The organism is Myxococcus vastator, from assembly GCF_010894475.1.
GTDB classification, from domain to species: Bacteria; Myxococcota; Myxococcia; order Myxococcales; family Myxococcaceae; genus Myxococcus; species Myxococcus vastator.
Window position 1 is genome coordinate 1 of sequence record NZ_JAAIYB010000217.1, and the last position, 13,482, is coordinate 13,482.

Here is a 13,482-nt window from a genome sequence, read left to right on the forward strand (position 1 = left end):
GTCCCGGGCCCACCCTCGCGGCCGTCACCGCCGAGGTGGCGCACCCGAAGAAGGAAGAGCTCCCCGTGAAGCAGATGCCCGACAGCGTGACGATTCCCCCGCAGCCCGCCGCCAGCACGCGGGCACTCAAGGCAGCAACCCGGACCCTGGTGGCCGTCGCCGCCTGCTCGGGCCTGGGCTGCCCCAGCGGCCCACAGGTGCGGCCTCCGCCTCCAGGAGAGCCCTGCCCGCCCGGCGCGCTGGCGGCCATGAAGCGCGCCGGCATTGACATCGGGGACGCCACCAGCCTCGCCTTCGTCGACGACAAGCGCTTCGGCGAACCTGTCCCCGTCCGCGAGGGCCGTGTCCAGGTCGAGCTTGGACTGCGATTCGGAACCCTGACCTCAGGCAAGGCCGTGGGCGAACTCATCTTCGCCGACCGCGTCTATGGTCGCTTCACCGAAGCCTACACGCGTGGAGGGGACTTCATCCCCGTGTGCCTGGAGATGGTCGAGCAGCGCGGCGTGCGCGGCCTCCGACGGAAGGGGCGCGACCCAGGCCCGGGCGCCGCCACGGTCAGCAACACCGCCAGTCTCTACGCCGTGAATCGCTTCGAATAGTGCCCTCCGCCACCGGCGCGTTCCGCCCGCCAGGGAAGTGATTGTCCGTGCCCACGCCACTGCCCATCTCTCTTGCCCTCGCTGTACTGCTGGCGGCGGCGCCCGCGCGCGCCGAGCCCGCCTCCTGCCGAGACCCGGCGGAGCGCCCCATTGAATTGGGCGCGGAGCGGTGCGGACGGCCCCCTGAAATCCGGGTCGGAGAGGGGGTCGCCACGGTGCTGCGCTTCGACACGCCCCTGGCACGCGCGGAGTCGTCCGGACCGGGACGCTACCGGAAGGTGGTGGATGGCGAGCTCCTCATCCTGGTGCCCGAGGAGCCGGTGGCCGACGAGTCCCGCACCACGCTGACCGTCTCCTTCGCGGACGGCGCGGTCCCCACCCAGGCCACGCTCCAACTTGTCGTGGCGACGCCCGCGCGGGCCGAACGGCAGGTGGAGCTCTTCCGGCGAGCCCGCACGGCCGTGTCTCTCCAGCGGGAGCTACGGGAGACCCAACGGGCGCTTCAAGAGCTGCGAGAGGAGAATGCGCGGTTGAAGGCAGCGCAGGCGTGCCCTGACGGGCTGACAGGGCTGTGGGTGGGTGGCGACATGGACCGCACCGGCGTCGTCGCAGGAGAGTCCCTGGACGTCCGGGAGCACGCGAGGAACAGCCTGGTGCTCCGATCCGCGCTGACCTTCCGGGCCAAGAGCACTCTGGTGGTGGTGGACCTGAAGAACCCGCTGGGCGTGAAGCCCTGGCAGGCCACCGGCGCGGCCCTGGTGGGGCCGGATGGCGCGGAGTTGAAGGTCGCGCGGGTGTGGGCACCCACCGCCATCAACCCCGGCGAGGAGATGAGCGTCTTGGTGGAGACCGAGCCCGTGGAAGGCGCGCCGCGAGGCCCCTTCACCCTGACGCTGTGGGCGGAGGGCGGCAAGCGCCCCATCATCCTCGGCAACATCGAGCTCCCGTGAGCTGGCGGGAGGATAGGCGCCTCACTCCGCTGCCGACATCGGCAACCCGCTCAATCGCAGCGCGAGAATCCCCGGAACCGGGACAGGCCCAACTGAGGGGTCTGGCCCCCCATGGACTACTCATCCAGGGTGATAGACGCATGGAACCGATCAACTACTATTCCGCTTATCATGACAAAGCGGAACAACAAGACCAACCTGTTGTGGCTCTGGGTCGCCCTGTCGTTGGGTTGCTCCAGCAGCGCCACCGGCACTGCCAGCCGCCGCGACGCCTATGCGCTGGCAACCTGTACCGACACCGTGACGTGCTGCATCCAGCGCAACCCCAGCATGCCCGAAGCGTGCGGCCTCACCGCGAGCGAAGCCGCCGCGCACATGGCAGGCGTCAAGACGGCCATGGAGGAGATAGCCGAGGAGGAAGACGCGCCCGCCGAATGGGACGACTCTCACAACGCCAACCTGCCCGAGTGGAAACGGGAGTGCATCCGGGCTTACGGCGATTGCAAAACACAGGGTTGGAAGGGGCACTGCTTCTCCTGTTTCGAGTACTGCAAGGGACAACATGAGTGGCCAATCAACAAGTGCCGCCCTCAAAAGCGGGGGGACTAGCTCGTGACGGACGAAATCGACTGGGACCCCATTCGCGCCCTGGCTCGCCGCGTACTGCGAGAGGGCGAACCTTTCGCTCTTACCGCAGACGTGCGTGACCTTCTGAAACGCACCGCGCCCGAGGTGGGCATCAGCGACACCGACGCAGCGCGCGCGCTCATGACGGAAGCGGGGGCTCTCGAACTCCTGCGAGAGTCCGCGCGCCGCATCCGGGAGGGCTCTAGCAGGCTCGTGGACGCGCTCCACCGGATGTACAAGCACAAGCAAGCCGGAGACTTCGACAGCGCTCGCCAGGAAATGCGCGATGTGCTCGCGGTGGAGGTTGTTCCCCTCTACCGCGAGACGGCACAAGGCCAACTCGAAGACCTCGAAGATGAGCCCTGAACCACAACGGGGGCACGACTGACGCCGCGCCCCCGTCGCACGCAGGAGCCGTCGTCTCCCATTTCAGGAGGCGCCAATTCCACGGGCGGCACCACGCCTGGCTCCGAGGCACGTTCACCCTGACGCTGTGAGCGGAGGGCGGCAAGCACCCCATCATCCTCGGCAACATCAAGCTCCCGTGTTCTGGCGGGAGGACAGGCGCCTCACTCCGGTGCCGACATCGGCAACCCGTTCAATCACAGCTCGGGTATCCACGGAACCGGAGCAACTTCATCACTGAAGCCACCATGCGTCAGGAGGAAGGTGAACTTGATACCGCGCGCGCCTTTGCTGGACCTGCTCGCGGTTGAAGCCCGATTGCCCGAATGCGCCTGGCGATGTCACGCACCAGCGGTCATTCACTGCTCGTCGTCCAGCGCCTTGAGGTAAACATGCACGATGTCCTGGTAGTGCGGCACGACCTCTACAGCCAGCACGTCATTCAGCAGTTGGCGAGCGCCATCCAAGTCCCCAGCATCCCGGCGTCGGTCTACTTCCACCAATACGCAAGAAAGGCGCCGCGACCCGGCGGTGATTCGGGATGCAATCTCCTTGACGAGGACAGCGGCGCTTTCGTCATTCTGAAGCGCACGCGCTGTCTCGCCGGGCGGAATCCCCACGTCGTGCGCCGTGGATTGGACAAGGGCGCGCGTTTCGGCAGTGAGGAAGGGTTGTACTGGGTCCGTGATCCGGCGGCTCAGGTCTTTGACCGCGTCCCAATCGCGTTGGCTGGGCATGTAGCGCTCCTAACGGGGGTGACAGTCCCCGAAGGGCCACTCTCGTTGCTTAAGAGGCAGAACAGGTCAATCCAATGCGTCTGCCTGGACATGAATGACAGACTTGACCCAAACGCCCGGAGACAAGCGCCAGCACAAACGCTCCAGTGACGAGCGCCGCCCGGCAGGACTCGGGCGGCGGCCGTCACGACGATGTTCGGCGGTGCTACGACAACCGCAACAGTTGGCGCGCCTGCTCCGGCGTCGCCGGCTCGCGGCCATGCGCACGCGCGCGCTTCGCCGCCTCGGCGACGAGTTCCCAGTTGCCCTTCGCGAGCACGCCCTTGGACAGGTAGATGTTGTCCTCCAGGCCCACGCGCGCGTTGCCGCCCCGCTTCGCCGCCTCGTCCACGTAGGCCAGCTGGTGCCGGCCCACGCCCGCCACCGTCCAGGTGGAGCCTTCAGGCAGCGAGGCAATCATGAAGTCCAGCACCTCCGGCCGCGGCTGCAGCGTGCCCGGCACCCCGAGCACGAAGTCGAAGTGCGCCGGCAGGTCCACCAGCCCCTCCTTCGCCAGGTAGCGGGCCTCGTCAATCATGCCCACGTCGAAGCACTCCAGCTCCGGCCGCAGCCCCATGTCCCGGATGCGCCTGGCGATGTCACGCACCAGCGGCCGGGGATTCCAGAAGACCTCCTCGCCGAAGTTCACCGTGCCCGTCGTCAAGGTGGCCATGTCCGGCCGGTCCTCGCCGGTGAGCGTCAGCGGCCCGCAGCGCTGGTCCACCGTCATGCCCACCGCGCCGCCCGTGGACGTCTGGATGAGCACGTCCGTGCGCTTGCGGATGGCGCGGATGGCCGCCCGGAACAGCTCCGCGTCCTGGGACGGCTTGCCGTCCGGCGTGCGCACGTGAATGTGCACCATCGCCGCGCCAGCCTCGCGGCAGCGCGCGGCGTCCTCGGCGATCTCCTCCGCGGTGATGGGCAGGTGCGGCGTCTGCTCGCGCGTCGTCTCCGCGCCCACCAGGGCCGCGGTGATGACCATGGGCGTGCTCATTTCGTGCCTCGCTGCTTGTCCTTGGGCACCACGCACGTCCCCGAGGCCCGGCACACCACCACCGGCTCCGCCAGCACGTCCGCCGCCGAGTCATTCACGTCCGGCCGCGGCTTGATGACCTTGCGCGCCTCGAAGCGCATCTTCCGCGACGTATTGCCGGCGCTGACGATTTCGCCCTCCGCCTCGATGAAGTCCCCCGCGTACACCGGGGCCAGGAACTCCACGGCGTCATAGGCGCGAAACAGGCCCTCGTCCCCGTCGCCGCGGATGCACAGCTCCGTGGCCACGTCGCCGAAGAGGCCCAGCATGCGCGCGCCGTCCACCAGGTTGCCGCCGTAGTGCGCGTCGTGGCTGCTCATGCGCAGCCGGATGACCGCCTTCGTTCCCACGCTCACTGGGGCTCCCCCTGGGAGTGCGCGTCCTGCGGCTCCTTGCCTTCCTTCTTCAGGAGCGCGTGGACAATGTAGTTGGCCACGTCGGACGGCTTCGTGCCGGGCCCGAAGCCGGCGTCGAAGCCCAGCTCCAGCGCCAGCTTGTGGTCCACCCGGGGCCCACCCAGCAGCAGCTGGACCTTCCCGTGGATGCCGGCGGCCTTCGCGGCGTCAATGAAGTGCCGCGAGTTGTCCTTGTGCACGTCGCGCTGGGTGACGACCTGGCTGACCAGGATGGCGTCCGCGTTGCGCGCCAGGGCCTTCTTGATGAGGTCCTCGTTCGGCACCTGGCTGCCCAGGTTGAAGGCCTCGAACCCGGGGTAGCGCTCCAGGCCGTAGTCGCCCGCGTAGCCCTTCATGTTGAGGATGGCGTCGATGCCCACCGTGTGCGTGTCCGTGCCCGTGCACGCGCCGAACACCACGATGCGCCGCTTCACCTTCTCCTTGATGAAGGCGTTGAGGTCGTCGAAGGACATCTTCTTCACGACGACTTCGGGCACGTCGATTTCGGCGTAGTCCAGCGCGACGGCCGAACGGGCATAGACGATGAAGAAGGTATAGGCGTCCGCGGCGCGCTCGGCGGCGGCCACCTTCACGTCGGTGAAGCCCATCTTCTTCGTGAAGACGGCGGCGGCTTCCTTGGCCTTCTCGGACAACGGCACCGGCAGGGTGAACGACAGCTGCACCACGCCGTCGTCCCGCCGGTCGCCGTAGGGACGGATGATCTGCTTGCTCGGCTTCACCATCGGCTCACTTCCCCCCGGCCCGCTGAATCTTGACGCTGGAGCCCACCTTCTGGGCCAGCGGCGCGAACCGCTCCTTCTTCGTCTGCTCCAGGTAGAAGACGACGGACCACGTCGTCCTTCCGTCGCAGCCCACATACGTCACGGAGTCCACCGCGCCACTGCCATCCGGCGCCACGTCCGTCTCCTGACGCTTCGCCGCCGGCTGGGCGCCCACCTTCAGGCGCTCCCAGCCCTTGCCGCCAATGGACGCGACAATCTTGTCCACGCACGTCTGGGCCTTCATGCCCGCCGTCTGCACGGCGCCCACGTCCACCAGGAAGTAGGCGTCCCCGCTGGGCGCCTGGAACTTGTACGTCCCCGCGTCCTCGGAGCGGCTCCACGAGGCGGGAACCTGGAGGGACACGTTCTTCACCTGGACCTGCGCCAGCGCGTCCGCGGAGCCGCCCGCGGTGAGAACCATGGCTAGGATTGAACCGAGCATCACTGCGCCTCCAGGAGTTCCAGGAACGGATTGAAATAGTCCGGCGCCTTCTCCAGCACGCCGTCGAGGCCCTTGCCGCCGGTCTCCTCGCGCTTCACGTCACCGAAGTGGCCCCGGCCGATGGCGGTCACCATGCCCTCGTCGCGGCACTCCTGGAGCAGCTGCTCCGCCCGGGCGAACACCTCGCGGGCCCGGTTGGCGATCTTCCCGTCCTCCCGGACGGTGAACTCCTCGTCGATGCCCCGCGCCGCGCGGTGGATGTAGGCCGCGGACTTGAGCGCCACGTAGCGGTCCGCCAGGAGCGGCGTGTGCATGGCCTCCGTCATCATGCCCAGCAGTTGGATGCCCTGCCGCGTCCACATGGCCACCAGGTTCGACATTACGTCGTACGCGTGGCTGAAGAAGATGTCCGTCTCCTTGTGCTTGGTGGGCGGCATGTACTTCAGCGGCGCGTCCGGGAAGCAGCGGCGCACCAGCATGGCCTGGGACAGCTCCAGCAGCAGCGTGTCCTCGCGGTACGGGTCGATTTCGTAGGCGTGGCCAATGCCCAACTGCCAGTCCTTGAGGCCCGCGCGCTTGGCGAAGCACTCGTTGATGAACTGGCTGGCGATGACGGTGTGGGCCGCGTCGTACGCGTCCGCGGTGGTGATGTAGTTGTCCTCGCCGGTGTTGATGATGATGCCGGCCAGGGCGCAGATGCGGCGGCTGAAGTACTGGTCGATGAACGTGCGCCGCATGTTGATGTCACGGAAGAGGATTCCGTACATCGCGTCGTTGAGCAGCATGTCCAGCTTCTCGTAGGCCGCGCAGAAGGCGATCTCCGACATGCAGAGGCCGGACGAGTAGTTGGTGAGCTGGACGTAGCGCTTGAGCTTGCGGCTCTCGTCGTCCAGGGCCTCGCGCATGATGCGGAAGTTCTCCTGGGTGGCGTAGGTGCCGCCGTAGCCCTCCGTCGTCGCGCCGTGGGGCACGTAGTCCAGCAGCGACTGCGCCGTGGACCGGATGACGGCGATGACGTCCGCGCCCGCCTGGGCCGCCGCGCGCGCCTGGTCCACGTCGTCGTAGATGTTGCCCGTGGCCACGATGACGTACTTGTGCGGCGTGGGGGGCATGGGGAACTCCTTCTGGAGTTCTTCCCGCTGGGCGATGCGCGCCTTCAAGTCGTCGAGCGCGGCGCGGGCCTCCGCGCGCACCTCCTCGCGGAGGTTGTGCTCCTGCTCGGGCGACAACGGGGCCAGCTTCTCCGTGGGGAGCGCCGTCAGCCGCTCCACGGCCTCCAGCGGGCTCTTCGCGCCCAATTGCAGCGCGCGGCCATACCAGTAGGCGGCCCCCTTGTTGAGGACCCCGGCGGCCTTCAGCTTGTCCACCATCAGGTTGGCGAGCGGCACGCCCCGCGCGCCAGCTCCAGAGAGGCCGAAGAAGCGCAACACGGTGCGCTCGGTCGATACAGTGGTGTTACGGCGGATGAGGTCGAAGATCGGGTTGACGATTTCGTCCGCCAGCTTGCGCGCATTTGCAATCCGCGCGTCTTCAATGAACGGGCCTGGCATGGACGCACCTTACCCGCCCGAACGAGCGCCGGTAGCGCCGATGCACACCTGTGCGACATTGCCGCACCGCATTATCGGTTCTGGACTCACTGCACCGAACGGCCGGTGATCTCGCACACCGACAGGACGGTGATTGCACCGACCCTTCGGTGGGCGCTCCTGAACACCACGGATAACCTGCTGGAATCATTGAGCCTCGCGCAGTGGCATGGCGGCTGCTCAGGACGGGACTGCCTGACCCCCTGAGACAAGGAGAATCCCTTGCAAACCCGCTCCCTGCTTCTGACCGCCATTCTCTTTGGCGGCTCGGCCGCCGTTGCCGCGACGCCCCCTCCCCTGACGACGGACACCGGCTCCCCCGTGGGGACCAACCAGAGCTCCAAGACGGCCGGCCCGCGTGGCGGCATCCTCCTGGAGGACTTCCACCTCATCGAGAAGCTGGCGCGCTTTGACCGTGAGCGGATCCCCGAGCGCGTGGTCCACGCCCGCGGCGCCGGCGCCCACGGCACCTTCGAGAGCTACGGCGACTTCTCCAAGCTGACGCGCGCGTCCCTCTTCTCCGCGAAGGGCAAGAAGACGCCGATGTTCGTGCGCTTCTCCACGGTCATCCATCCGTCGGGCTCGCCGGAGACGCTGCGAGATCCTCGCGGCTTCGCGCTCAAGTTCTACACGGACGAGGGCAACTGGGACCTGGTCGGCAACAACCTGCCCGTCTTCTTCATCCGCGACGCCATCAAGTTCCCGGACATGGTGCACTCGCTGAAGCCGTCGCCGGTGACGAACAAGCAGGACCCGCACCGCTTCTTCGACTTCTTCTCGCACCAGCCCGAGTCCACGCACATGCTCACGCAGGTGTACTCGGACCTCGGCATCCCGGCGAACTTCCGCCAGATGAACGGGCACGGCGTGCACGCCTTCAAGTTCGTCAACGCGAAGGGCGAGTACAAGTACGTCAAGTTCAACTGGGCCTCGCAGCAGGGCGTGAAGAGCCTCACCGCCGAGGAGGCCGCGCGCGTGGTCGGCGAGGACCACCAGCACGCCACCACGGACCTCTATGCCTCCATTGGCGCGCGCAAGTTCCCCTCGTGGGAGCTGAGCGCGCAGGTGTTGGACCCCAAGGAGCTGGACACGTTCAGCTTCGACCCGCTCGACGCGACGAAGATCTGGCCCGAGGCGCAGGTGCCCTCCATCAAGCTGGGCAAGTTCACGCTCAACAAGATGCCCGACAACTTCTTCGAGGAGACCGAGCAGGCGGCCTTCTCGCCCGGCGTGCAGCCCCCCGGCATCGAGCCCTCCGAGGACCGCCTCCTGCAGGGCCGCCTGTTCTCCTACGCGGACACCCAGCGCTACCGCGTGGGCGCCAACTACCAGTCGCTGCCCATCAACCGCGCCCGCGCCACGGTGAACAACAACAGCCAGGCGGGCAGCATGAACTTCGCCAACACGAAGTCGGATGTGAACTACGAGCCCAGCGTCACCCGTGAGACGCAGGACGCGCCGCAGTACCTCTTCTCCAACGCGCCGCTCAGCGGCACCACGCAGCAGCGGGGCATCACCAAGACGGACAACTTCGCGCAGGCCGGCGCCTTCTATCTGGCGCTCGACGCGGGCGGGAAGGACCGCCTCATCAAGAACCTGGCCGCGGACCTGAACCAGGTGCGAGACGCCAAGGTGAAGGCGCGCATGGTGGGCCACTTCTTCATGGCCAACCCCGACTACGGCACCCGCCTGGCCAAGGCGGTCAGCGTGAAGGTGGACGACGCCAAGGCCGCCGTGGCCACGCTCGCCGCCCCCTGATTCGTTCTTCTCCGGGCCCCGGCAGGGCTGTCTCCGCCAGGGCCCGGCGCTTCCGGCCACTCCCCCTGGGAGAAGGCCGGGGTGTGGTGGCCGCCTGGCGACTTCCCCCCCGCTCGCCGCCCGTCACATCCCGGCCTTCCCTCAGCGGGAGCAGGCCCCTCTCTCCTGGAGTCCGTCATGATTTGCAAGCTGCTGCTGGGAACGCTGGGCCTGGTGATGCTGGGTGCCGGGGTGTTGACGGCCGCGTGGATGTCCCTGCGCGCCACGCCCGCGCAGCAAGGGCGCCTGCTGGCCACGAGCGAGGCGGAGCGCTACCTGCTGGCCGCCGCCCGTGCCGGAGAGACGGACATCGTCGCCGGGCTCGTCCAGGCGGGGACGCCGGTGGAGGCGCGGGATGCGCGCGGCTTCTCGCCGCTCATCCTCGCCGCGTACCACGGGCATGCGGACACGGTGCGCGCCCTGCTCGCCGGGGGCGCGGATGCGTGCGCTGGTGACAACAACGGCAACACCGCGCTCATGGGCGCGGCCTTCAAGGGATATGCGGACATCGTCGGGCTGCTCAATCAGCAGCCCTGCGCGGTGGACCAGCGCAACCGCTTCGGACAGACGGCGCTGATGTTCGCGTCCCTGTTCGGCCGCGAGGAGGTGGTGGACCAGCTCCGCCAGCAGGGCGCTTCGCCCGACGTGCGCGATGGCAGCGGCCGGAGCGCCCAGGACTGGGCGCGCACGCAGGAGCCCCGCGCGCCCGTGCCCACCGCGCCGGAGACCTCCGCCTCGGCGCGATGACAGGAAGGCGCAGCCCGGCGGCTAGACGTACCGCGTGCCGAAGAGCTGGAGCAGCTCCGGCTCGGTGCGCAGCAGGTCCAGCGTCAGCGCGGCGTGTCCGGGCACGTAGCCGTTGCCCACCACCATGGTGACGTCCTTGCCCACGCCCTCGGCGCCCAGGGCCGCCGTGGTGAAGCTGGTGGCCATGGAGAAGAAGATGGCCGTGCCGCCGTCCTTCACCGACAGGATGGTGGCCATCTCCGTGTTGCCCACGCTGGCGCAGTTGACCACCAGGTCGCAGAGCTGACCGTCCGTCGCCTGGCTCACGGCCTCCATGACGTCCACGCCCTGCGTGGCGTCCACCTTCAGGGCCACGTCACACAGGCCAATGCTGGACAGCAGGTCCAGCGCGCCCTGGGACACGTCGAGCGCCAGCAGCTTGCCCCGGCTCTCCAGGTTGCGCCGCGCCTGCGCCAGACACAGCGCCCCGCTCTTGCCCGCGCCCAGCACCGCCACCGTCATGCCCGGCCGCACGTGCCGAGCCACCAGCGCGGGCGCGCCACACACGTCCAGCGCCGCGAGCGCCAGCGTGTCCGGCATGTCCGAGGGCAGCTTCGCGTAGATGCCGCTGGCGAACAGGAGCGCGTGGCCGCGGATGTCCACGCGGTCGATGTCCGCGTGCACCGCCTTCACCTCTTCGATGACCAGGGGCGTCAGCGTCAGGCTCACCAGCGTGGCGATGCGGTCGCCCACCTTGAGCAGCTCGCGCGCGGGGTGCTTCGCGCCCAGCTCCTTCACGCGGCCAATCAACATGCCGCCCGAGCCCGTCACGGGGTTCTGCATCTTCCCCCGCTCGCGGACGATTTCCTGGATGCGCTCGCCAATGCGCTTCGCGTCGCCGCCCACCTCGCCCTTGATCTGCTTGAAGGACGCGGCGTCGATGTTGAGGCTCTCCACGTCGATGAGCAGCTCGGACTCCCGGCACGGCAGCGCAGGGTCCAACTGCTTCGCGCGCTGGGGCAGCACGCCCTTCTCGCCGACGACGCGAGACAGCCCGTAGAGGTCGATGCTCATGTTCCCGTCTCCCTGAAGGTTGTCGGGCGCCCGGCCCCCGCAACGGCGGGGCGCACCCAGGCAGGCGTCTACCCGCTCGGACAGGGAAAAGGCCAGCGCCACGTCACGCGCGGTGGGCCGGGGCGTCCCCCAGCGGGCATCCCGACCACCGCGCGAAGGGCCCTGGCCCCGTCACGTCAGTCCTGTGCCAGGTTCGGCACCAGGACGGATAGCGAGCGCGCGAAGCGGTACGACACACCGGAGTGGCCGTCCTCGAACTCCTCGTGGACGCGGTCCACGCCCGCCTTCTCGAACTCCTCCGCGAGCATCCGCGTGCCCCAGCGGATGTTGAACTCGTCGCGCGTCCCACAGTCCAGGTACACCGTCTTCAGCTTCCGGAACGCGTCCATGAACTTGGGCACGAAGCGCACCGGGTCGTGCACCAGCCACCGGTTCCATACGTCCAGCCGCAGCCGGCCCGTGTTCGCGTCGAAGGGCAGCTCGACGTTGAGCGGCTCGCCCTTCTTCGGCGAGTACGCGGCGGCCATGGCCAGGACGTTCACCACCGGGAAGTCATCGCCGCGCATCTTCGTCTCACTCACGCGCGCCCGGAACTCGGCGTGCCACGCCTCCACGCCGCCCGCCTTCAGCAGCGCCGCCGCGGCCTTCGGCAGGTCCGGCAGGTAGCAGTATTCGAAGTAGGCATCCGCGGCATGCGCGCCCACGTGGGAGAAGAGGTCCGGGTGGTATCGGCCCATCACCAGCGCGCCGTACCCACCGGAGCTGTGCCCCACCACGGCGCGCGAGGCCGCCTTCGGCAGGGTGCGGTAGGTGCGGTCCACGAAGCCCACCACGTCCTTGGTCAGGTAGTCGCGGTACCGGCCAATGGCGTCGCTGTTCACCCACTGACTGCCGCCCAGCGACGTCCAGGCATCCGGGAAGACGCCGATGACGGGCGGAATCGCGCCCGACTCGACGAGCGCGTCCAGGCGCTGAGGGACGGTGGGCGCGAAGCCCGAGGCGTTCGTCCACGAGCCGCCGCTGTTGCCGAAGGCATGCAGGAAGTAGACGACGGGGTAGCGCCGGTCATCCGCGCCGTAGCCCGGCGGGAGGTACACGGTGAGGTTGCGGCGAGCCGGGTCCCCCAGCGGGTTCGACTCCAGCGCGGGCGACAGCAGCTCATTCGACTCCAGCAATCCATTCATCCGTGCATTCCCTTCATCGGGCCCGCGGCTACGCGCGCGAACCGGGTTGCTTCCCCAGCGCCTTCATCACCGCCTGGAGGTCCTCCCACGCCTTGCGCTTCTCCGCCGGGCTGCGCAGGAGGTACGCCGGGTGGAAGGTGGGCATCAGCTGGATGCCTTCGTAGGTGCGCCAGTTGCCGCGCAGGCGGGTAATGGGCGTGCTGTCCCGCAGCAGCGTCTGCGCCGCGAACTTGCCCAGCGCCACCACCACCTTGGGCTGGATGGCGGCCAGCTGCGCGCGCAGGAAGGGCTCGCAGGAGGCAATCTCCTCCGGCTCCGGGTTGCGGTTCCCCGGTGGTCGGCACTTCACGACGTTGCAGATGTAGACGTCATCGCGGCGGTAGCCCATCGCGCCAATCATCTTCGTCAGCAGGTCGCCAGCCGCGCCGACGAAGGGCACGCCCTGCAGGTCCTCGTGCTCTCCCGGGCCCTCGCCCACGAACACCAGCTCCGCGCGGGGGTTGCCCGAGCCGAACACGAGGTTCTTCCGCGTCGAGCACAGCTTGCAGCGCTGGCAGTCGCCCAGCTCCCGGCGAACCTCGTCCAGCGTCGGCCGCTCGCCGTTCGCTGTCCCTGGCAGGGCGCCAGCGGGTCGCGACGCTGGCGGCGGCGCATCCACACGCATCCCCGCGCCCGGCGTCCGTGGCGCCGGGCTCGCCAGCGGCGGGCGGGGCAGCGGCGCCTCGGGGCGAGCAGGAGGCGTGGACGGAGGCGGCACCCGGGCCGGCGGTGCCTCGGGGCGAGGTTGAGGCGCGGCGTCCGCGGTCCCCTGCGTCCGAGCGAAGCGCGCGCGCAAGGAGGGAGCCGAGCGCTGGAGCTCGAGCGCCGCCTTGGCGTCAATCATCAGCACCCGGCCAGCGGCCTCCTCCTGCCAGAGGAGGTGGCGGCGCACATCGTCCAGCAGGGCGCTCAGGTCCTGCGAGGCCTCGGGCGTATCATCAATCACGGTCCTGGATCGGTATCGGACGTGGCGCCCATGCGCAAGGAAGCGGACGCCCGAGCCGGCTGTTCGCCTCCCGCCAGCGCCGTTCCAGGCCCACGCCCGGAGTCCTACCCCACCCTGC

Annotated in this window: 14 protein-coding genes and 1 pseudogene; 6 read left to right on the plus strand and 9 right to left on the minus strand. The window is 68.7% G+C overall.

The genetic code is table 11. The features are described 5' to 3' along the window. From G4D87_RS21200 to G4D87_RS21215, 4 genes and pseudogenes are all read left to right on the plus strand, one after another. A pseudogene (locus tag G4D87_RS21200) lies at positions 1–599 on the plus strand (serine/threonine-protein kinase); the annotation flags it as partial. A gap of 47 nt (positions 600–646) precedes the next feature. Continuing rightward, positions 647–1,549, plus strand: a complete 903-nt coding sequence (locus G4D87_RS21205) for a DUF2381 family protein (RefSeq protein ID WP_240358467.1) — start codon at positions 647–649, stop codon at positions 1,547–1,549. Between the two features lie 171 nt (positions 1,550–1,720). Continuing rightward, positions 1,721–2,158, plus strand: a complete 438-nt coding sequence (locus tag G4D87_RS21210; protein WP_176409419.1) for a hypothetical protein — start codon at positions 1,721–1,723, stop codon at positions 2,156–2,158. Between the two features lie 3 nt (positions 2,159–2,161). Continuing rightward, a complete protein-coding gene (locus G4D87_RS21215) occupies positions 2,162–2,542 on the plus strand; it encodes a DUSAM domain-containing protein (protein WP_163783880.1) in 381 nt (126 codons plus the stop codon). A 398-nt stretch (positions 2,543–2,940) separates the two neighbouring features. On the opposite strand, the gene G4D87_RS21220 is transcribed toward G4D87_RS21215, so the two are convergent. From G4D87_RS21220 to kamD, 6 genes are all read right to left on the minus strand, one after another. After that, the gene (locus tag G4D87_RS21220) at positions 2,941–3,318 is read right to left on the minus strand and encodes a DUSAM domain-containing protein (RefSeq protein WP_163783881.1); all 378 of its coding nucleotides are present in this window, start codon (positions 3,316–3,318) and stop codon (positions 2,941–2,943) included. Positions 3,319–3,523: 205 nt separating this feature from the next. Then, the gene (gene kce, locus G4D87_RS21225; protein WP_163783882.1) at positions 3,524–4,351 is read right to left on the minus strand and encodes a 3-keto-5-aminohexanoate cleavage enzyme; all 828 of its coding nucleotides are present in this window, start codon (positions 4,349–4,351) and stop codon (positions 3,524–3,526) included. After that, a complete protein-coding gene (kal, locus tag G4D87_RS21230; RefSeq protein WP_205507666.1) occupies positions 4,348–4,746 on the minus strand; it encodes a 3-aminobutyryl-CoA ammonia lyase in 399 nt (132 codons plus the stop codon). The genes kce and kal overlap by 4 nt, the downstream gene beginning before the upstream one ends. Next, positions 4,743–5,528 carry a lysine 5,6-aminomutase subunit beta gene (kamE, locus tag G4D87_RS21235; protein ID WP_163783883.1) on the minus strand — a complete coding sequence of 262 codons (786 nt, stop codon included), beginning with the start codon at positions 5,526–5,528 and terminating at the stop codon, positions 4,743–4,745. Before kamE ends, kal begins: the two co-directional genes overlap by 4 nt. Before the next feature lie 4 nt (positions 5,529–5,532). After that, positions 5,533–6,012 carry a hypothetical protein gene (locus G4D87_RS21240; protein ID WP_163783884.1) on the minus strand — a complete coding sequence of 160 codons (480 nt, stop codon included), beginning with the start codon at positions 6,010–6,012 and terminating at the stop codon, positions 5,533–5,535. Further along, complete coding sequence (gene kamD, locus G4D87_RS21245; protein WP_163783885.1) at positions 6,009–7,559, minus strand: lysine 5,6-aminomutase subunit alpha; 1,551 nt, start codon at positions 7,557–7,559, stop codon at positions 6,009–6,011. The genes G4D87_RS21240 and kamD overlap by 4 nt, the downstream gene beginning before the upstream one ends. Before the next feature lie 261 nt (positions 7,560–7,820). Here kamD and G4D87_RS21250 point away from each other — a divergent pair, with 261 nt between their 5' ends. After that, positions 7,821–9,356 carry a catalase gene (locus tag G4D87_RS21250; RefSeq protein ID WP_163783886.1) on the plus strand — a complete coding sequence of 512 codons (1,536 nt, stop codon included), beginning with the start codon at positions 7,821–7,823 and terminating at the stop codon, positions 9,354–9,356. Positions 9,357–9,533: 177 nt separating this feature from the next. Beyond that, a complete protein-coding gene (locus tag G4D87_RS21255; RefSeq protein WP_163783887.1) occupies positions 9,534–10,142 on the plus strand; it encodes an ankyrin repeat domain-containing protein in 609 nt (202 codons plus the stop codon). A gap of 21 nt (positions 10,143–10,163) precedes the next feature. Here the strand turns inward: G4D87_RS21255 and kdd are convergent, their stop codons facing one another. From kdd to G4D87_RS38935, 3 genes are all read right to left on the minus strand, one after another. Continuing rightward, entirely contained in the window at positions 10,164–11,195 is a 1,032-nt protein-coding gene (gene kdd / locus G4D87_RS21260) for an L-erythro-3,5-diaminohexanoate dehydrogenase (protein WP_163783888.1), read from the minus strand. Positions 11,196–11,371: 176 nt separating this feature from the next. Next, positions 11,372–12,379, minus strand: coding sequence for an alpha/beta hydrolase (locus tag G4D87_RS21265; protein WP_163783889.1), 1,008 nt, complete (start codon positions 12,377–12,379; stop codon positions 11,372–11,374). Positions 12,380–12,407: 28 nt separating this feature from the next. Next, positions 12,408–13,364, minus strand: coding sequence for a uracil-DNA glycosylase (locus tag G4D87_RS38935; RefSeq protein WP_176409410.1), 957 nt, complete (start codon positions 13,362–13,364; stop codon positions 12,408–12,410). Positions 13,365–13,482: the final 118 nt, after the last annotated feature.

Bases quoted from the DNA above. Each gene is read 5' to 3' on its own strand.
- G4D87_RS21210 (WP_176409419.1), top strand. From the start codon at position 1,721: ATGACAAAGCGGAACAACAAGACCAACCTGTTGTGGCTCTGGGTCGCC.
- G4D87_RS21220 (WP_163783881.1), bottom strand. From the start codon at position 3,318: ATGCCCAGCCAACGCGATTGGGACGCGGTCAAAGACCTGAGCCGCCGG.
- kce (WP_163783882.1), bottom strand. From the start codon at position 4,351: ATGAGCACGCCCATGGTCATCACCGCGGCCCTGGTGGGCGCGGAGACG.
- kamE (WP_163783883.1), bottom strand. From the start codon at position 5,528: ATGGTGAAGCCGAGCAAGCAGATCATCCGTCCCTACGGCGACCGGCGG.
- kamD (WP_163783885.1), bottom strand. From the start codon at position 7,559: ATGCCAGGCCCGTTCATTGAAGACGCGCGGATTGCAAATGCGCGCAAG.
- G4D87_RS21255 (WP_163783887.1), top strand. From the start codon at position 9,534: ATGATTTGCAAGCTGCTGCTGGGAACGCTGGGCCTGGTGATGCTGGGT.
- kdd (WP_163783888.1), bottom strand. From the start codon at position 11,195: ATGAGCATCGACCTCTACGGGCTGTCTCGCGTCGTCGGCGAGAAGGGC.
- G4D87_RS21265 (WP_163783889.1), bottom strand. From the start codon at position 12,379: ATGAATGGATTGCTGGAGTCGAATGAGCTGCTGTCGCCCGCGCTGGAG.